Source organism: Escherichia sp. WS1265, from assembly GCF_046487585.1.
Lineage (GTDB): Bacteria > Pseudomonadota > Gammaproteobacteria > Enterobacterales > Enterobacteriaceae > Escherichia > Escherichia coli.
In genome coordinates this window covers 148,994-169,223 of record NZ_JBJQJE010000008.1, presented here as the reverse complement: position 1 = coordinate 169,223, position 20,230 = coordinate 148,994, and the positions used below count along the sequence as shown (strand labels likewise).

16 protein-coding genes and 1 pseudogene are annotated in these 20,230 nt (G+C 43.8%); 8 read left to right on the top strand and 9 right to left on the bottom strand.

Annotation, left to right across the window (positions count from 1 at the left end; all coding sequences use genetic code 11):
* The first annotated feature begins 11 nt into the window (after positions 1-11).
* The 6 genes and pseudogenes from pstC to ACJHX3_RS10460 all read left to right on the top strand — a co-directional run bounded on the left by pstC (position 12) and on the right by ACJHX3_RS10460 (position 6,414).
* Positions 12-971 (top strand): phosphate ABC transporter permease PstC, encoded by a 960-nt coding sequence (gene pstC / locus ACJHX3_RS10485; protein WP_000741620.1) that lies wholly within the window; start codon positions 12-14, stop codon positions 969-971.
* Positions 971-1,861 carry a phosphate ABC transporter permease PstA gene (pstA, locus tag ACJHX3_RS10480; RefSeq protein WP_094321905.1) on the top strand — a complete coding sequence of 297 codons (891 nt, stop codon included), beginning with the start codon at positions 971-973 and terminating at the stop codon, positions 1,859-1,861. Before pstC ends, pstA begins: the two co-directional genes overlap by 1 nt.
* A gap of 90 nt (positions 1,862-1,951) precedes the next feature.
* Entirely contained in the window at positions 1,952-2,725 is a 774-nt protein-coding gene (gene pstB, locus ACJHX3_RS10475; protein ID WP_000063125.1) for a phosphate ABC transporter ATP-binding protein PstB, read from the top strand.
* Between the two features lie 14 nt (positions 2,726-2,739).
* Positions 2,740-3,465, top strand: a complete 726-nt coding sequence (gene phoU / locus ACJHX3_RS10470; RefSeq protein ID WP_000377785.1) for a phosphate signaling complex protein PhoU — start codon at positions 2,740-2,742, stop codon at positions 3,463-3,465.
* A gap of 426 nt (positions 3,466-3,891) precedes the next feature.
* A pseudogene (locus tag ACJHX3_RS10465) lies at positions 3,892-4,027 on the top strand (hypothetical protein).
* Positions 3,994-6,414 carry a type III effector protein gene (locus ACJHX3_RS10460; protein ID WP_094321909.1) on the top strand — a complete coding sequence of 807 codons (2,421 nt, stop codon included), beginning with the start codon at positions 3,994-3,996 and terminating at the stop codon, positions 6,412-6,414. The pseudogene ACJHX3_RS10465 and the gene ACJHX3_RS10460 overlap by 34 nt, the downstream one beginning before the upstream one ends.
* Positions 6,415-6,886: 472 nt before the next feature.
* Here the strand turns inward: ACJHX3_RS10460 and ACJHX3_RS10455 are convergent, their stop codons facing one another.
* Positions 6,887-8,074, bottom strand: coding sequence for a pentapeptide repeat-containing protein (locus tag ACJHX3_RS10455; protein ID WP_094321904.1), 1,188 nt, complete (start codon positions 8,072-8,074; stop codon positions 6,887-6,889).
* 305 nt (positions 8,075-8,379) lie between these two features.
* Here ACJHX3_RS10455 and espY4 point away from each other — a divergent pair, with 305 nt between their 5' ends.
* Complete coding sequence (espY4, locus tag ACJHX3_RS10450; RefSeq protein ID WP_000279310.1) at positions 8,380-10,788, top strand: T3SS effector EspY4; 2,409 nt, start codon at positions 8,380-8,382, stop codon at positions 10,786-10,788.
* Between the two features lie 136 nt (positions 10,789-10,924).
* Here the strand turns inward: espY4 and yieH are convergent, their stop codons facing one another.
* A complete protein-coding gene (gene yieH / locus ACJHX3_RS10445) occupies positions 10,925-11,590 on the bottom strand; it encodes a 6-phosphogluconate phosphatase (RefSeq protein ID WP_000078045.1) in 666 nt (221 codons plus the stop codon).
* Between the two features lie 166 nt (positions 11,591-11,756).
* On the opposite strand from yieH, the gene adeP reads away from it, so the two are divergent.
* The gene (gene adeP, locus ACJHX3_RS10440; RefSeq protein WP_000082693.1) at positions 11,757-13,094 is read left to right on the top strand and encodes an adenine permease AdeP; all 1,338 of its coding nucleotides are present in this window, start codon (positions 11,757-11,759) and stop codon (positions 13,092-13,094) included.
* 53 nt (positions 13,095-13,147) lie between these two features.
* Here the strand turns inward: adeP and yieF are convergent, their stop codons facing one another.
* The 7 genes from yieF to tnaC all read right to left on the bottom strand — a co-directional run bounded on the left by yieF (position 13,148) and on the right by tnaC (position 19,931).
* Positions 13,148-13,714 carry a class I chromate reductase YieF gene (gene yieF / locus ACJHX3_RS10435; protein WP_001291117.1) on the bottom strand — a complete coding sequence of 189 codons (567 nt, stop codon included), beginning with the start codon at positions 13,712-13,714 and terminating at the stop codon, positions 13,148-13,150.
* 21 nt (positions 13,715-13,735) lie between these two features.
* Positions 13,736-14,485: a 4'-phosphopantetheinyl transferase family protein gene (locus tag ACJHX3_RS10430; RefSeq protein WP_001469005.1), complete on the bottom strand. Its 750-nt coding sequence runs from the start codon at positions 14,483-14,485 to the stop codon at positions 13,736-13,738.
* A gap of 171 nt (positions 14,486-14,656) precedes the next feature.
* The gene (gene yidZ / locus ACJHX3_RS10425; RefSeq protein ID WP_094308203.1) at positions 14,657-15,601 is read right to left on the bottom strand and encodes an HTH-type transcriptional regulator YidZ; all 945 of its coding nucleotides are present in this window, start codon (positions 15,599-15,601) and stop codon (positions 14,657-14,659) included.
* A complete protein-coding gene (gene mdtL / locus ACJHX3_RS10420; RefSeq protein WP_000086006.1) occupies positions 15,576-16,751 on the bottom strand; it encodes a multidrug efflux MFS transporter MdtL in 1,176 nt (391 codons plus the stop codon). The genes yidZ and mdtL overlap by 26 nt, the downstream gene beginning before the upstream one ends.
* A gap of 131 nt (positions 16,752-16,882) precedes the next feature.
* Complete coding sequence (tnaB, locus tag ACJHX3_RS10415; RefSeq protein ID WP_000131908.1) at positions 16,883-18,130, bottom strand: low affinity tryptophan permease TnaB; 1,248 nt, start codon at positions 18,128-18,130, stop codon at positions 16,883-16,885.
* A 90-nt stretch (positions 18,131-18,220) separates the two neighbouring features.
* Positions 18,221-19,636, bottom strand: a complete 1,416-nt coding sequence (gene tnaA / locus ACJHX3_RS10410) for a tryptophanase (RefSeq protein ID WP_001469007.1) — start codon at positions 19,634-19,636, stop codon at positions 18,221-18,223.
* A gap of 220 nt (positions 19,637-19,856) precedes the next feature.
* A complete protein-coding gene (gene tnaC, locus ACJHX3_RS10405) occupies positions 19,857-19,931 on the bottom strand; it encodes a tryptophanase leader peptide (RefSeq protein WP_001364348.1) in 75 nt (24 codons plus the stop codon).
* Between the last annotated feature and the right edge of the window lie 299 nt (positions 19,932-20,230).

Here is a 20,230-nt window from a genome sequence, read left to right as displayed (position 1 = left end):
AAGAGTAACTTATGGCTGCAACCAAGCCTGCTTTTAACCCACCGGGTAAAAAGGGCGACATAATTTTCAGCGTGCTGGTAAAACTGGCGGCGCTGATTGTGCTATTGATGTTGGGTGGCATTATTGTCTCTCTGATCATCTCCTCCTGGCCGAGCATTCAGAAATTTGGTCTGGCTTTCCTGTGGACCAAAGAGTGGGATGCGCCGAACGATATCTACGGGGCGCTCGTGCCGATCTACGGTACGCTGGTGACCTCGTTTATCGCGCTGCTGATCGCCGTCCCGGTGAGTTTCGGTATCGCCCTGTTCCTGACCGAGCTTGCGCCTGGCTGGCTGAAGCGCCCGCTGGGTATCGCCATTGAGCTGCTGGCAGCCATTCCAAGTATCGTTTACGGCATGTGGGGCCTGTTTATCTTTGCGCCGCTGTTCGCCGTTTACTTCCAGGAGCCGGTTGGCAATATCATGTCGAATATCCCGATTGTTGGCGCGCTGTTCTCCGGCCCGGCCTTTGGTATCGGTATCCTCGCGGCAGGCGTGATCCTCGCCATCATGATTATTCCGTACATTGCGGCGGTAATGCGCGATGTGTTCGAGCAAACCCCGGTAATGATGAAAGAGTCGGCCTACGGTATCGGTTGCACCACCTGGGAAGTTATCTGGCGTATCGTTCTTCCGTTCACCAAAAATGGTGTTATCGGCGGCATTATGCTGGGTCTGGGGCGCGCGCTCGGTGAAACCATGGCGGTGACCTTTATCATCGGTAACACCTACCAGCTCGACAGCGCCTCGCTGTACATGCCGGGCAACAGTATCACCTCTGCGCTGGCCAACGAATTTGCGGAAGCGGAATCCGGTCTGCACGTTGCCGCACTGATGGAACTGGGCCTGATCCTGTTTGTGATTACCTTCATCGTCCTCGCCGCATCGAAGTTTATGATTATGCGCCTGGCTAAGAATGAGGGGGCACGTTAATGGCTATGGTTGAAATGCAAACCACTGCGGCGCTGGCAGAATCCCGCCGCAAAATGCAGGCGCGTCGTCGCCTCAAAAACCGTATTGCACTGACGCTCTCAATGGCGACGATGGCCTTCGGCCTGTTCTGGCTGATCTGGATTTTAATGTCCACCATCACTCGCGGTATCGATGGTATGTCGCTGGCGCTGTTCACCGAAATGACGCCGCCGCCAAATACGGAAGGCGGTGGTCTGGCGAACGCCCTGGCGGGTAGCGGCCTGTTAATTTTGTGGGCCACGGTATTCGGTACGCCGCTGGGCATTATGGCGGGGATTTTTCTGGCGGAATATGGTCGTAAATCCTGGCTGGCAGAAGTGATTCGCTTCATTAACGACATTCTGCTCTCCGCACCGTCGATTGTGGTTGGTCTGTTTGTTTACACCATCGTGGTGGCGCAGATGGAGCACTTCTCCGGCTGGGCGGGCGTGATTGCGCTGGCGCTGTTGCAGGTGCCGATTGTTATCCGCACCACCGAGAACATGCTGAAACTGGTGCCAGACAGCCTGCGTGAAGCGGCTTATGCGCTGGGTACGCCGAAGTGGAAGATGATCTCCGCGATCACGCTGAAAGCGTCGGTGTCCGGGATCATGACCGGTATTCTGCTGGCGATTGCCCGTATTGCCGGTGAAACCGCGCCGCTGCTGTTTACCGCGCTCTCCAACCAGTTCTGGAGCACGGACATGATGCAGCCGATCGCCAACCTGCCGGTGACGATCTTTAAGTTTGCGATGAGCCCGTTTGCGGAATGGCAACAACTGGCCTGGGCCGGGGTGTTGATCATTACCCTGTGCGTCCTGCTGCTGAACATTCTGGCGCGCGTTGTTTTTGCGAAGAATAAACACGGTTAACACTTTGCTGGATGCGGCGTAAACGCCTGATCCGGCCTACGGTAAGCCTGATTAGCGAAGAGCATCAGGCACGATGAGGAAAAGATTGCAATGAGTATGGTTGAAACTGCCCCGAGTAAAATTCAGGTTCGTAATTTGAACTTCTACTACGGCAAATTCCATGCCCTGAAAAACATCAACCTGGATATCGCCAAAAACCAGGTTACGGCGTTTATCGGGCCGTCCGGCTGCGGTAAATCGACGCTGCTGCGTACCTTCAATAAGATGTTTGAACTGTACCCGGAACAGCGTGCGGAAGGTGAAATTCTGCTCGATGGCGACAACATCCTGACCAACTCTCAGGATATCGCCCTGCTGCGTGCGAAAGTGGGCATGGTGTTCCAGAAACCGACGCCGTTCCCGATGTCCATCTATGACAACATCGCCTTTGGTGTGCGTCTGTTTGAGAAGCTCTCCCGTGCCGACATGGACGAGCGCGTGCAGTGGGCATTGACCAAAGCCGCATTGTGGAACGAAACCAAAGATAAATTGCACCAGAGCGGTTACTCTCTCTCTGGTGGTCAGCAACAGCGTCTGTGTATTGCGCGTGGTATCGCCATTCGCCCGGAAGTGCTACTGCTCGACGAACCATGTTCGGCGCTCGACCCTATCTCTACCGGGCGTATTGAAGAGCTGATCACCGAACTGAAGCAGGATTACACCGTAGTGATCGTCACCCACAACATGCAGCAGGCTGCGCGTTGTTCCGACCACACGGCGTTTATGTACCTGGGCGAATTGATTGAGTTCAGCAACACGGACGATCTGTTCACCAAGCCAGCGAAGAAACAAACAGAAGACTACATCACCGGTCGTTACGGTTGATTCAGGAGTGCGTTATGGACAGTCTCAATCTTAATAAACATATTTCCGGCCAGTTCAATGCCGAACTGGAAAGCATCCGCACGCAGGTGATGACCATGGGCGGCATGGTGGAGCAGCAGCTTTCTGACGCGATCACCGCAATGCACAACCAGGACAGCGATCTGGCGAAGCGCGTCATCGAAGGCGACAAAAACGTCAACATGATGGAAGTGGCGATCGATGAAGCCTGTGTGCGCATTATCGCCAAACGTCAGCCGACGGCGAGCGACCTGCGTCTGGTTATGGTGATCAGTAAAACCATTGCCGAACTGGAGCGTATTGGCGATGTGGCGGACAAAATCTGCCGTACTGCGCTGGAGAAATTCTCCCAGCAGCATCAGCCGTTGCTGGTAAGTCTGGAGTCGCTGGGCCGTCATACCATCCAGATGCTGCACGACGTGCTCGACGCGTTCGCGCGGATGGACATTGACGAAGCGGTACGTATTTATCGTGAAGATAAAAAAGTCGATCAGGAGTACGAAGGTATTGTTCGTCAACTGATGACCTACATGATGGAAGATTCGCGCACCATTCCAAGCGTACTTACCGCGCTATTCTGCGCACGTTCAATCGAACGTATCGGCGACCGCTGCCAGAATATCTGTGAGTTTATCTTCTACTACGTGAAAGGTCAGGATTTCCGTCATGTAGGCGGTGATGAGCTGGATAAACTGCTGGCCGGAAAAGACCCGAAAGAGTAACGCTAACTGTAGGTCAGATAAGGCTTTTACGCCGCATCTGGCAATCAGCCCGGTCATACATAGTTACCGGGCTGATAAACTTTCTCCCTGAAATATTGCCACACAAACTCACCTCGAAACTCTCCCCAGTGCAATGCAAATATATTATTTCATTTGGATTATTTTACTTTTAATGTAGTGCCCCGCTATAAAAACATTTTTATTATTCCTTTCATTTATATCGCTGCCTGCACAGAGAATGGAAAAGAAAACAAAAACCAGGGTAAAAGCCCTATATCGAAACATAAAAAATGAGCGATTTTTTACAGTATTCATAGGTGGTTTAGTCATAATCGTAGCAAACCAACACCCAAGTATGCTTTTTTAAGACAAATCGGCAATGTGTTGTGCTCGGGCGAATAAATATTGTGTTCAGGAGAAATGATTATGGCTATATCATCATATAATACAGTTACAGATAATTTTTCTACGCTGACTAAAATGACAGATGAAAATAATAGATTACAAAAAAAGTCAGAAAAATTTTGTTTGTCTGTTGGTAATGAGGAGAAGTATTCAATAACCCATAAAGATATAACAAACCTTATAACTGGTGATAGACAATCTTTTCTTAAACTCACTCTTTGGGAATTTATACTCGATCTCTTTCCCATGTATCATATTAAGGAGGCTAAAGAAACAATTGTAGAATTTGTAACGAAAACTGAGGACAAAGTTAAGAGATTTGAGAGAATTAAATATCTCGCCATTCCAGAAGAAAAATGGCGCTTTAGTGCGACTACAGAATTTACAGTAGATGAGAATAAAGATATTATTGTTAGTAGAGTATTTAAAATAAATATTAACTCGAAAGATCATCATAATGAAGCTGAAGAAAATAAAATACATTCTGTATTTTCAGAAGTACTCAGCTTGGATATTTATAAGCATGATATACAATTTGACGAGAAGGCTTTACAATCAGGGATATTGAAAATGCAGTTCCCTAATGATAATGAAAAGCTAAGCGTATATTTAAAAAATAAAATCCCCTTTGAAAATATGACAATTGATTTATCTGCACTGAAAAAAGATGTTCTGGTATCGCTAAAACAGTGTCACTTTAAAAATATGACATTCACTGGTAATATATCTTACGAGAACCTTAATGGCCCAGTATTTGAAAATTGTTTTTTTGATAGTTGTAATTTCGAGAATGTGTCCCTTGTTGGCTTTGATAAAGTGACCTGTGAAAGCTATGACGTTCTTTGTAACGTAAGACCAAATAATAAAATACCGATTTACGGTATGTTTAAAGGGTGTTTTTTGTATCAATGCGAAATGAAAAATTTCAAGATAGAGACATCAAAAATATACTCTATAAATCAAGATCCCCAAAAAGGGGGTAAGAAAGTCGGTGCATATCTGTTTATGCAGTCATTTGTATATGAAAGCAATCTTCAAGATGGAGACTGTAAAGAAGCAAGTGTTATTGCAAGTGGATTATTATCTTGCAAGATAGCAAAGCTTAATGGTGCTGGAATGGATTTCATAGAAACTTCGTTTTATAGAAACACTAGAGATCGTTTTAGTAATAGTAATAATTTTTATGATTGTAATTTTCGTGATGTTAATATGACATGCAAACGAGATGGAATTCGTGAAGATTTACGAGATTATGATCCCAGAAAATATTTCGGAAAAAGTGAAAATAAACTTAATCTGGATAAACATCTTTTAGATGTAATCCAAGAAAATATTTTCCAAAATATGAAGACTCATTATAATATAAATGACGATATAGATAATCATCTAGAACTTAGTAATTGCTGTTTATATGGTGCTTGTTTGGGCGAGTTAACCGGTGGAAATCCATTGCATGATTGTGCTATTAATCTTTATACCAGGTTAAGTGGTAATCTTGCTGCAAACACTCAGGTTAAAATTCCTGTTTATATGTCCTATAGAGGAGCTATAGCTGAAAATGATATTTTACCTTTCATGAAAAAGTTAACGAACATTTATTCACGGATAGAAGATATTAATGAACATAGCGATAATTTGAAGAATAATTACAAAAAGGCACTAGCCGATTTACAATCCTTATTAGTTAATCTGCATAACATCATGCCTGGTGATGATGTAAAAGATTTTCAACTTAATGATGAAACTATAAAATATATTATAGATAATGTTTTGTACAATAGAAAAAAAGATATAGCTAGTGAAATAGATACTAATAAAGTGAATTTCATGCAGAAAATCTATAATAACCTTGATTGGTATAGACGTTTCGATGAAAATGGGAAAATAAAAACATATCGTTCTATTAATCCAAATGGCAATAGATTTTACTTTGATTTTAATGATTTGCAATTTCTTTACTACGATCATGAGAGGAAGAATGGTCATAAAGTGGAGGATTTTGTGAAAATGCAAAATGTTTTTTTAACGGTGAAAAACTTTAAGGCAGAAGAAAAAATAAACCAGGAGCAGTATACAGAAAAACCAGCAGATGTAGCCCGTGAAATTGCGTCATTCTTTGACATTGAACAATATTTACTGGGGGTCATTGATGACTATTATAATTATATAAATGAAGTGTTTACTTATAAAATGAAAGATTTAGCCAATCTTTCTGATGCAAGAAATACTCAACTCAAAATAAAGCTTGATTTGGACGGAAAGAAGATTAATTTAAATGATAATGATATAAAAGGAAAAGGCAAAATCCAAAATGAGATAGAGGAAATAGATGAGGAAATAAAAAAAATAGATGAGGCGATCCGGGTTCTTAATAATGAAATAGAGAGCTTTAAGTTAAACTATGAACCAGGAAATATACTTAATGATGTAATTATAGGTATCAGTCGTTGGCTAAAAGAAAATAAAAATATGGTGGAGGCTATTAAGGGAATTTTTCCAGAGGTAATAAATAAAAATATAGAAAATATAGATAAAACGGTTTGAATTCTTAATGATGTAATTTAATGTATCAGTCGTTCCTGTGACAATGATGTTATACGAAAAAGACGCTTACGCATTAGAAATCTGGTGTGCTTTAATTAAACCAGTGTAGCTGATGTGTAAGCGTTGACGTTAGGAGACGATAAAATTGTTATATCACTGCTACGCCCTTTCCAGACGGCGTATAATAGTGCAATATGTTGAGTTTTCCGAGTGAATGGTGCATTTTACTAACCGGGTCAGTTGAATGATTCAACGCAATAAAACAGACTGGAATAATAAGTCTGTATTTATTATTCATCGCAATCGCACTCTACGGTTTTATCCTGCTGAAATGAGACTGCTTCCAGCGGTTGTGGATTATCCTTGGGCGATAGTCATTGTCTGGTGTCAGGATTCACAAATGACCTGTTTCCTGACATGGGTATAAACACAACATAGAGTGCGGTAGTTAATCTGAATAATCTATAGTCGGCTATTCAACACAAAACAACACTATTGATTCTTTATAATAAAGAATCTCGCCATCATTTTTATATAAATCATTATTAAGAAAATCCAGAAGCTCTTGCCTTACACTATAAATATTAGCCTTATGATCTACCAACGACAATAAAATATCCTTGACGCCTTTTAATTTTATATCTCTATCAGATATTGTATTAAAGGTGAAGATGATATTACGTTTATTAGAACTGGAGAACCAATATTTTAGAATGTTATTCGTCCACTTTGTTGGTGTCTTAATTAGTTGCGCTGTTGTTGTTTTTACATTATTAAATGTAGAACCGCTAAAATTTGTCCCGATACATGAAATGAAATTCATTTCTGAATTGTCAAAATTGCAATTCTTTATCTCACACATATCAAGATTAACATCATGAAATGTCGAATATTTCATGTTTGCATGTGAAAATAAACATGCAATAAACGTTATATATTGCAACCTGGCATTACAAAAAGATTTATTTTTAAAATCAAAACAACAGGTTTTTTTGATTTTGAAATTGTTATTATATCTGCAATGTAAAGAAATCATGTTTTTTATTAACTGATAACACCATTGTGATGATTCTGGTAATTCATAGGGATGTAAATGGATGTTTTCATCGAATATAACCTGTGAGTTATGGTTGTTTATTGAAGATATATGGAAGCTATCATTTGTTAAAGCTATGGTTGTGCTAAAATTATGGTGGTGATCAGCGCTCATGAAATCAAATGTAACAATGTCGTTGTTTCCTTTCTTTTCTTTGTGATATGCGTTTAAAAAAGAAATATTTTCGATCTGTTCATCAGTTAATGTAAATGGCATTTCGTCATCAAAGAAAGCGTAATCGGCATTTGGGAGTGGAATACTCTCAATTGAGCATAGTTTTAATAAAAAAACATGAAAACAATGAAACATGTTTTTATGCATAAGAGAACTTAATCTCTGTTGTATCTTCTGTAGTTCTCCTTTGGGGAATAAATGCTGCTCATTTGAAAATGAGCCATCTAAAATAAATTTATATGTAAAAAGGTCCTCTCTCTGACCAGTTATCAAAAAATCGTCAGGTAATTTAGAAAAACGATTGAGATGACATAAATATTCCATTTGCTCCATGTCTATATACTTATGGGGAAGTGCGTGGTTTGGTGGTGTGCCAATAAGATTATCCATAAATCACCTTGATAAAATTTAATAAAATCTCTTTATTTTAACCTCGACAATAAAAGCGGCTATAAAAAAACGCTCATTTTCTGATGCTGCGGTTAACCCGTGGAATGTACCGTTAACCCCCTAAAAATTGCAAATCCAGGGTGAACACCCTGGGTTAAAATGGAAATAATGAGCTATTTTTTACAGTATTCACCGGTAATATAAGTAACACTTGTTGCTAACCTAACTAGCAGTACAGTTAATTAACAACATAGAAGTTATTATTTTTCAAACAAAACAACTCAATATTGCACGCCGGAGGGTTTATGGCCGTTAAATTAAAACCAGATGTTTTTGTTAATACTAATCCTTTTTTAGAAGCAATGAATAAGGAGAAACTTAATCATAAAGGATATTGTGATAAAATTGCTGTAAGTATTAATAATAAGAAATATAATGTAAACTCTAAGGATATTGAAAATATTCTTGATGGCAAAGGGGATTTATTTAAAAAACGTACGCTGTGGGAGTTTGTCCGCGATCTTTTTCCCGGCTCTCATATTAAAGAAGTTAAAGGCTTAATTTACGAATTTGTCACGAAAGTTGATAATAAAGCTGAGGTGTTCGATAAGATTAAATCTCTGGCAAAAATAGAACAACAATGGCGATTTAGTACTAAGACAGACTTCACTACAAATGAAAATAATGAAGTTATTGTGAGTAGATCCTTTAATCTCTACACGGGGGCTACTCCGAATGATGACGAAAAGAAACAGGTTTCTTCAGAGAGATTAACTCTTGATAATTATCTCGATGATTCACATTTTGATAATTCTCCCTTGAAGAGATTAACGTTTGATGATTATTCTGTAAAACTTAAGACGCTGATTAAAAATAGAATCCCTATTATTAATACAACAATCGATTTATCATCGTTGTCTAAGGATGTTTTAAATTCATTAAAATATTGTAGTTTTAAAAATGTAATTTTTTCAGGAGTGATAAACAGTCCTAACCTTGAAGGTCCGGTTTTTGAAAATTGTTATTTCGAGGATTGTCAATTCAACAATATACAGCTTTATGAGACTGTTAATAATACTGTGGGGTCCGAAAACAATAAACCAATAATAGGTATGTTTAAAGGTTGTTTTATTTCTAAATGCGAAATTGAAAATTATAGATGTGAGACGTCTAAAGTCTACAACGTTACACAACCTGTAAGTATTAATGAAAAATTAGGTTCTTATCTTTTTATGCAGTCTTTTGTTCATGATTGCATAATTCAGGGTGGATATTGTCCAGATTCGAGTATACTTTTAAGTCATTTTTATAACTGTAATATAGCAGGACTTGATGCTCATAGAATGGATTTTTTAGCAAATTCGTTCAACAAGTCTAACTATGATGAAACCAGGGAGCAGGATACCGGAACTGTCTTTTATAATTGTAATTTGAACCATATTAAAATAAACAGTGGTCTTAGTGAAGATGGTTCAGATAAATATATGTTTAACCCCGATGAGTATTTTTCTGATTATATTGAAAGAAGATCGAGAAATCTTAGGTTAGATGATAATTTTTCGAAATGTATAGATAATATAAAGAAAGGAATTAACTCTTCATTTAGCAAGAACAATACAGAGAACAATAATGTTTTCTTTAAAAATAGTAATTTGATTGGGGCAAGTTTAGGCGGTTATTACAGTAGAGATAGGTGCAAAGACTGTGCTATTGATACAAATACAAATTATTCAATAAATGGTCTTACAGCGCGAAAATACACTTATATGGATCTGGACGGAGCTATAAGTAAAGAACAGATACCTGATTTCTTAAAAAATGTAAGTGCTATCAATATCGATATAATAAATTTTTACAATTCCGAGTCAAAGGCTAATAAAAAATATAGAAACGCATTTTTAGAGTTAGAGTCGTTTTTGTCTACACTTTATGGTGAAAATAAATCGTACGAGGGAAAATATCATTTTGATAATAGTAGGGTTGATTTTTTTATTTTTAAAGATATGCAGGAAAATGCACAAAATATCATTAACAATATGATAGAAAGTGACCGGATTAAGTTTGTTGAATCTATAATAAATAAAATGATTCTGTCGCCAGATGGAACAATACTTACTGAGAATCTAAAAGAATATGTCCAAAAGCAAATAAAGGCGTCTTATAAAGAATCTGCTACAAATGTAACATTTGATTATAAGGGACTTGCATCCATTTTTGAAGGTGTTGAAGAAAAACAAATTGAAGCGCTATCAAACCAACTGGAACATATTAAATCTTTTAAGACAGATTACGACTCAAGGCTAAATAAGTTTTCTCGCGATTTTCAATATTTATCCAGTGCATTTGCAATTAACAGGCAGGATTTATTAAAAAACTATCAGGAAATAAATGCTTCCATTAAAAATTACGATGACTTATTGCGAGAAATTAAAGATTCAACCATAAGGCGTGATAAATCAGTAGATGATAAAAGGACTTTATTTGATAACAAAAGGGACAGTTGGAATACTAAAGAAGTACAGGATGAAGTAGAGGCGTTAAATAAGAAGATTGCTGACTGTGACAATGAGATACGTTCTAAGCTTACTATTGTTCGAAATAATAGACTTGAGAATCAATATAAAGATGATAAAAACATCAGTGACGCGATGCGTAATATTCTGGATTGGTTCGAACGGTATCCCGATATTGTAAAAAATATAACCCAGGCTTAACTATACTGAGGGTGGATGACAGGACGAATAACGACATAAATTATTCATAGGGAATAGACGCTTACTCATCAGACACCTGGTATTCTTTATCTCAAACCAGCGTGACTGATGTGTAAGCGTTGAAGTAAGGAGGCGATTATCGCGTTATATTCCAGCCGCGTGCCTTCCAGAGCGCAGGCAGCTGCGACAGCTCGGTAAAGGTGGTGACTTTCGGGTGAACGATCGGTTTATTGTGCGGGTCAGCGCAGAAGTAAAACACTTCCAGTCCGGCATCAATCCCTGACTGCGCGCCGGCGCTGGAGTCATCGACCAGAATGCAGTTTTCAACGTTCACATTCATCGCTTTTGCCGCATGGAACATTAACGCCGGGTCGGGCTTCCAACGCTGAATATCGTAGCCGCTGAACAGTTTTTCCGGGAAGTAGTGCAGCATATTGAGCTTACCAAGCGAATGCTGCATTTTGCTGACCGGACCGTTAGAGACGACGCACATCGGCACGTTAATGCTCGCCAGCAATTCGTTCGCTCCTGCGATGTCCTCAAGTTCGGTATCAAACAGACGTGCTACTTCTGCGCGGTAAACGTGCTCGGCATCGGCCTGGACCATCGTCACGCCCTGTTCTTTACTGATGATGTCGATGATTTCGTAGAGTTTTACGCCTTTAAAACGGGAAAAAATTTCTTCCAGGTCAACGTGAATGCCAAATTCCCTGAACATCGTGACATAGGCGCGAGAGCAAATGACCTCGCTATCGACCAGCGTACCGTCGCAGTCGAAAAATACCGCTTCTATCTGGGACATGTCTTTCCTTTATCGTTAGTTTAACGTTTTCGTCATGCCAATTCGCATCACGCAATCGTTGCCGTATAAGCAAATACAATGAAAAAAAGTTATCTTCAGCCGTCCATATTGTCTCATTTTGGTATACGATAGCGACGGATTTTCCCTCCTTGTTCGGAAATAGATAATGAGTCAACAACACACAACCCAGGCTTCTGGCCAGGGGATGCTGGAACGCGTGTTTAAACTGCGCGAACATGGCACGACGGCACGGACCGAAGTGATCGCCGGTTTTACCACCTTCCTGACGATGGTTTACATCGTTTTTGTTAACCCGCAAATTCTTGGCGTTGCTGGCATGGATACCAGCGCCGTCTTCGTTACTACCTGTCTGATTGCTGCATTCGGCAGTATTATGATGGGACTGTTTGCTAACCTGCCAGTTGCACTGGCACCCGCTATGGGCCTGAATGCGTTCTTCGCTTTTGTGGTTGTGCAGGCAATGGGCTTGCCGTGGCAGGTCGGGATGGGCGCAATCTTCTGGGGCGCGATTGGTCTGCTGTTACTGACGATTTTCCGCGTTCGTTACTGGATGATAGCCAACATTCCTGTGAGTCTGCGTGTGGGCATTACCAGCGGTATCGGTCTGTTCATTGGTATGATGGGGCTGAAAAACGCAGGTGTGATTGTCGCTAACCCGGAAACGCTGGTCAGCATCGGTAATCTAACTTCTCACAGCGTGCTGCTGGGGATCCTCGGCTTCTTCATCATCGCCATTCTGGCCTCGCGCAACATTCACGCGGCGGTGCTGGTTTCCATCGTGGTGACGACGCTGCTGGGCTGGATGCTGGGTGATGTCCACTACAATGGCATCGTTTCTGCGCCGCCGAGCGTAATGACTGTCGTGGGTCATGTAGATTTAGCCGGGTCGTTTAACCTCGGGCTGGCAGGGGTGATTTTCTCTTTCATGCTGGTCAACCTGTTTGACTCCTCCGGTACGCTGATTGGCGTGACCGATAAAGCAGGTCTGGCGGATGAGAAGGGGAAATTCCCGCGTATGAAGCAGGCGCTGTATGTCGACAGTATCTCTTCGGTGACCGGTTCGTTTATCGGTACTTCTTCTGTCACGGCGTATATTGAGTCCTCTTCCGGCGTTTCCGTTGGCGGTCGTACCGGTCTGACGGCAGTGGTTGTTGGTCTGCTGTTCCTGCTGGTTATCTTTCTGTCGCCGCTGGCGGGGATGGTGCCGGGATATGCTGCAGCTGGTGCGTTGATCTACGTTGGCGTCTTGATGACCTCAAGTCTTGCTCGCGTGAACTGGCAGGATCTAACTGAATCTGTTCCGGCGTTTATTACCGCCGTGATGATGCCGTTCAGCTTCTCGATTACCGAAGGTATCGCGCTGGGCTTTATCTCCTACTGCGTGATGAAAATCGGTACCGGACGTCTGCGTGATCTAAGCCCGTGCGTAATCATCGTTGCGCTGCTGTTTATCCTGAAGATTGTCTTTATCGACGCCCATTAAAATCGACAGCGCGTTAAAAACCCGCCATGCATGATTGCTGGCGGGTTTTTTATTTAGATCTTAACTCGCTGAATAAACTCACCAAATGCGGTCAATTGCCCGGTCAGGTGGTCCAGCGTACCCTGATCAATCACTTCTCCGGTTTGCGGCTCAACTTTGTTCTGAATCACGCCGCCCATAAATTCCGGCTTGTTCATCACCATTGCATCGAGGAAAACCAGAATCTGGCGCAGGTGATACTGACAGCGCGCGCCGCCAATCACGCCCATTGAGCTGGTCTGAATCAACACCGGTTTACCGGCCAGCGGTTGATCCGGCAAGCGGGAAAGCCAGTCGATGGCATTTTTCAGCCCGCCCGGTACCGAGTAGTTATATTCCGGCGTGACGATCACCACACCGTCAGCCTGACGGATCTGTTCCGCCAGAGCTTCAACCGTTGCTGGAAAACCGTCTTCCTGCTGTACGTCAGCGTCATACAGAGGAATGTCGGCAATGGAAGGTAACGCATTAACTTCCATGTTCGCCGGAGCAATTTTCGGCAGGGTACGTGCAACCATGCCATTAAATGAGCCTTTGCGCAGACTCCCCAGTAACGTAACCACCTTCAATTTTTCAGACATGATGACTCCTGTGGTTGTCTATCAATTTGGCGAAAAAGACTTCACGGTAGAGAGTTGGGCAAAACGCATCATCCGGCTGGTAGGATTGTTGGCGCGGCTGTGAATATCTGGTAGGCTTTTCCAGCCGTGTTTGCCATCTAACTCCCAGACACTGAGCTTTTCAATCGTGGGCGTGACCGCCACGGACCACACCAGCACGTCCTCCGCGTCGCATAACGCTTCTACATGATTTACATGAGCACATTTCAGGCGTCCGGCAATGGGCAGCAGTTGCAGATCGCGCGGATCGTCATTCAAAACATCACCGGTTAGTTTTAGCATGCTTCGGCGCAGCGTGATGAGCTGCGCCCGCGCTTCGTTTGGATCGTTTTGTTTACTGATCCATAGCGATTCATTGCTGGAAAAGGTGTGGTTATCGGGCGCGTGTGGGCTATGAAACCCGCGCGTCGCACGCTGTAGTTCCATATCGAGGCCACATTCACCTTCGGTTGTTAACGCCACGCCAACCATATTCCCGGCATAGGAAATAGAAAACGAAGGCAAATTTTTATCGCTGAAAACCGGTTTACCTTTCGGCAGGGTGACGATTTCCGGCAATTCGCCAATGCCATACAGCATGAACATCAGTTCTGCGAGTAAACCTCTGGACGCCAGAAAACGGCTTTGACGATGAGGGGGAATGTTTCGGGCTTCTTGATGACACTGGGAGGGGAGACGAACAGAAATCAGATGTCCTTCCGTTAAAATCCCTCGGGCAAAGTGAGTCGCCATTTTTCGCTCCATGCTTAATGGTCCATTATGAATACAAGAGTAATCATTTACTGGAATGATGGACAGACTAAAGCGGCTAAAAGTTCGATTCAGATAAGCTTATTACAACTTTTTTACATTTTATTGTGAAATTGGGTCGCGTTTCATACGATTCGGTTATGCCATCGACGCTTAAAGATTTTTAATGGTTTCCCGTAACCAGACGATCTTCGGATTATGGCTGTTCCGTTTATGCCACAGCAGGGTAAAAGGGACTTCCAGCTTTTTTTGCTGACTTTCGTCAAACGGGAGAGGAAGAGCAACCAACGGCAGTTGATGGAGTTGATTGTAGTACTGACAGTAGCGCGGCGCGGTCGCCAGTAGCAGATTGTCGGGTTGCGCTGCCATAAACAGTGACTGCTCGAATTCCGGCAGGCTCATAGCAATCGTGCGTTCGCGCCCCAGCTCCTGTAACACATTGTCCAGCGCCCAGGTATCGCTCTGTTCCCAGCAAATGCTGATATGCGGATAACGTAAAAAGGTGTCCAGATTCCACGTTTCATGCAGTGCCGGATGATCTTTGCGTAACCAGACGCAGGGCACATCACTAAACAGCACTTCATAATCAATGGCTAACGGTAGCGAGCTTAACAGCTCCCGCGAACGGGGATGACTTTCGCGACCGGAAAAACCAATATCCACTTCACCACGAGTAATGGCATCTAAGGAATCGTAATCCCAGTTACGTAATTTGATGGTCGCCTGCGGGTAACGTTGGTAGATCCGTTTCGACAGCGCATTAAGCATGATCATCATCAGCGGCGATTCCGCCGCTAGCTCAAACTTCAGGCCGCGCGGCGTTTCGTGGTGCGGTTTATCCAGCAGCAGGTTGCTGATTTGCATCCATTCCGCCAGATTTTGCTCCATGCTGACCATTAGCGGTGTGGGCGACAGGCCCAGCGGTGAGTTCACAAAGAGTGGGTCGTCAAACCACGCTCTTAACTTTGCCAGCGACTTACTCACCGCCGAAGGTGTCACGTTCATCCGCTTCGCCGCTTTGGTCACGCTGCGCTCCTGCATCAGCAGTTGCAGACAGAGCAGCAGATTGAGATCAAGCGTGGTGATGGATTTCTTCATGAGCGGCAACGGGGCGTCCAGGCGCGACGAACATAATCAGCAACAGGCTCACTATGCTACAGGCAATCAGAATCCCGATCAGCATATTCCATGCGCCAATACCAACCACCGCTGCCAGCCAAATCCACAGTGACGAACCGCAAACCTGCGCAATACCTAAGGTCGAGCTGGCTACGCCCGCGCGTAATGAAAACGGCCCTAACGCCTGACTCATCGCTACGCCAAAACCTACCGAGAAACCGGCGCAAATCAGCGTAATACCAAACAGAGAAACCGCATGGGAAGGTGAAACGGCAAGGGTGATCCCCGCCGCCAAGAATAACACCTGCGAGGTGATCATCAAGGTACGCGGCTTAAAGATCCCCAGGGCAAATGGTGTGGAAAATGAAACGGTCATGCTGACGCCAGCGGTCAGCGCCATAATGGTGGCGTATTCCCCGCGCTCAAAACCCATGATTTCCATCAGCAATACCGGCGACGTGTTGACGAAGGTGAGGATCACCGAAACGCTGAGGGTGGTGATAACAACACGGCTGAGGAAAAACCGGTTAAGCAGCGACTCGCTATTTTCTCGTGGTTTGTCAGAAGCTGCGGGGGCCGCAGGGCGCGTTTCTTTTAAAATAAACAAAGACAACATCAGTACCGCGATGCCCATCGTTGCCATCGTCCAGAACAGACTCTGCCACGGGAATTTAAGCATAATCAGGTGTCCGAGCACCGGCGCTAACACCGGAATGATGCAGGTAATGCCGTTGAGTAGCGACAGTACCTTTGCCCGACGTCGATCATCCAGTGTGTCGCGTAAAATGGCGAACGCCACCACGTAACAACAGCCCGCGCCCAGCCCCTGTAGAAAGCGCCCTGCAAGAAATAACGTGCTGGTTTCAGCCAGTGAACAGAACACCGAGGCGATAATAAATAGCGCCGCGCCGGGTATGGCGACAGGCTTTCTCCCTGAACGATCGGCCACTTTACCGGCAAATAACATCGCAGCTGCCATGCCCGCCAGATAAACGGAGAACGCAATATGCAACTGCGCCTCGCTGGCATTGAGATCGGCGGCGATGCGCGGTAAACCAACGAGGTACATATCAATCCCGGCGGGATAAAGTAAAACCAGGGCAAAACTACAAATCAAAAAGCGGGACATGGGCTAAAGCGTCCTGATAGTAAGGTGACGCAAAGCATACGTGGTGAAGGAGAATCAGGCGAGTTGCCATTTGGACATAAGTGATTTCCTGACAGGCAAGAAGCCAGCGAATGGCTGGCTTCTTGAAGGATTTAGCCAAATTTAGGTAACACGTTAAAGACGTTACCGAACCAGCATAAAATTACGGTTATACCAAAGAGAATGACAATCGCCGGAATAAGATTGCCGCCCCAGACCGTGAACATCTGATTGGGAAACTTCTTGCGAGCTTTGATTGCCAGCACCGCGGGGATAATGACCGCCCAGATGGTGGCACACAGTCCGGCACCGCCGATCCCGTAAATGAAGCCGTTCGGGAAGATCAGATACAACAAAGCAGGTGGCAGGAAGGTTAACAGCACGGTTTTGAAACGCCCGGCGTGGGAGTTATCAATCTTAAACAGATCCGCCAGATAATCGAACAATCCCAGCGTGACACCAAAGAACGAACTGGCAACAGCTAAGTTGGAGAACACCAGCAGGCAAAACTCGATAATGCCATGCTGTTTGGTGCCGAGGAACGATTTCACCAGCGAATCAACGTTGCCGCCTGAAGAGATAATCGCCTTAAAGCTTTCTCGCGGGATATTTCCCATGGTGCAATAGAGCCAGAAGAGATAAATCACCAGCGCCAGCAGCGAACCGAAGACCACGCTTTTGATTAGCTTATCTTTGCGTTTGCCATAGCAAATAATCAGGCTGGGAATATTGCCGTGGAAACCAAATGACGCCAGACACACCGGCAAAGCCATAAAGATATACGGGAAGTAAGACGTTCCCGCAGTGGTGCTGGTGGCATCGCGCAGAATGGAATAATCGACCTGGAAGAAGAAAGAACCAAACACGATCACAAAGGAGATAATCTTCAACCCGAGGAACAACGAGGTAATACGACTGGCGGCTAACGAACTTATCCACAATACGCTGGCAACGAAAATGGCTGTGCAGATCCCGACAATACGTGGATTAGCGTGATAACCCAAATTCATTGATATCGTTTCACTAATGATCGCACCATTAGCAGAGATATAGGCATAAGTGAGGATATAGAGAACGAAGGCAACGGTAATACCGCTGATAATGTTCCAGGTGTTACCGATTAAATCTTTGGTGATGGTGTTAAAACTGGAGCCGACGGGATAATTTAAATTTGCTTCTAATAACAATAACCCGGAATGAAGCATTGAAAACCAGGCAATGATAAGGATAAAGGCACCCCAGAAAAACCAGGCACCGGCAAGATCAACAGGTAAAGCAAACATACCTCCACCAATTACTGTACCTGCTATAACCATAACACCCCAAAATGCAGAGTGCTTTTTTTCAGCTTGATCAGTCATGATGCCACCTTTAGAGGAAGGCTATTTTTGTTATTGAGGATGTAGGGTAAGAGAGTGGCTAACATCCTTATAGCCACTCTGTAGTATTAATTAAACTTCTTTCAGTTTTGCGGTGAAGTGACGCAATACTTTCGGTTCGTAGGTAAAGGTTAACCCTTTAATATTCGCCGCGTTCTCTTTCACATGTTTAAAGGCTTCAATGATGAAGTCCATATGTGTTTGAGTATATGTTGCGCGCGGAATGGTTAAACGCAGCAGTTCAGCCGGGCATGGCAGTTGTTTACCGGTTTTCGGATCGCGGCCTAACAGGAAAGAGCCAATTTCTACCGCACGGATACCGGCGACTTTATACAGCTCGCACGCCAGCGCCTGTGCCGGGAATTGATCTGCCGGGATATGCGGTAGCAGTTTACCGGCATCAACGAATGCCGCGTGACCGCCCGCCTGCTGGCAGACAACGCCAATCTCTTCCAGGCCATCGACCAGATACTGTACCTGCGCGATACGATAAGCCAGCCAGTCCAGATTCATGCCGTCATACAGACCTACCGCCAGACGCTCCATCGCGCCGCCTTCCAGGCCGCCATATGTCGGGAAGCCTTCCTGTACCACGCAAAGGGTTCTGCATTCGGTGTACACATCAAAGAAGCTGTCGTCTTTCATGCACAGCAAGCCGCCCATCGGCACCATCGCATCTTTCTTGGCGGACATCGCCAGCATATCGGCATATTTGTAGGTTTCGCGGGTGATCTGCTCGATGGTCCAGTCTTTATATTCTGCTTCACGCTGCTTGATGAAATAGGCGTTTTCTGCAAAGCGTGCGGAATCCATTACCACCGGAATATCGTATTTCTTCGCGATGCTGTACATCGCTTTTAAGTTTGCCAGTGAAACCGGCTGACCGCCTGCGGAGTTACTGGTGATGGTTGCAACGATATACGGCACGTTATTCGGGCCAACTTCTTCAATGCCGCGTTCTAATCCCTCAAGGTCAAAGTTGCCTTTAAAGTCGTAACGCACGCCCGTATCGAAGGCTTCTTTGATATAGACGTTACGCACGGTACAGCCGTTGATCTGGCTATGGCCCTGCGTGGTATCAAAGAAATAGTTAGAGAATGCCACCATTTTGCTGCGATCCAGGCCTTTTTCCTGCTCGCGTTTTTTAATCAGTACCGGAATATAAATTTGCTCTGCGCCACGGCCCTGGTGTGTCGGAATGGTGTATTGATAACCAAAGATATTTTTCACTGACTCGGCTAAAGCATAGTAGCTGCGGCTGCCGCTGTAGGCTTCGTCGCCGCGCATCATCGCGGCCTGCATGCTCTGCGTCACCGCCCCGGTGCCGCTGTCGGTCAGTAAATCGATAAACACATCTTCGCTATCCAGCAGGAACGGGTTCATACCGGATTTAATAATTGCTTCTTCACGATAAGTGCGAGTGGTACGTTTTACTGGCTCAATAACACGAATGCGGAACGGTTCAGGGAGATGTTTAAAGTTTTCCATTACATAATCCTTCATTTATTTTAATTACAGTGATCCCTGTGAATATTACATCTGCAATATCCATTAATTCGCCAGATATATATGCAAGCACCATCATTTACTAAAATAATTAAATAAATGAGACATGAGCTTTGCAAAAGGCAAAATTAAGATATAGCAAACAAATAGATCACATTGAATCTAATCGGTTTGGCTCTGGTGATGGCTACAGAAGGGCAAATCAAGGGCGGTGATCGACAATCTTGTTGTCAATATTGAACCATTTTGAGGTCACACATATATGTAAGATATTCATAATGCACTTATCCTCGAAAGACACGAGGCTACAGTATAATACTCAAGAATTTTGTCTATTCTAAAATTGTTTAAATGTGAATCGAATCACAATTAGATATTGTCTGTGTTTGTGATGGCTGGCCCATGCAAAATATTAGCAAAAATCCATAAATGGATAAATTTTTTAATTTTTATCATTATTGTTGAAGATGATGGCATTGATTATAGGGGTTCCATTACAAGGAGCTGTTTCCCTCATTGACGTCGCGGTTTACTCACTTCATTACCAGGTTGATGACCTGATGGGGTAATGACGTA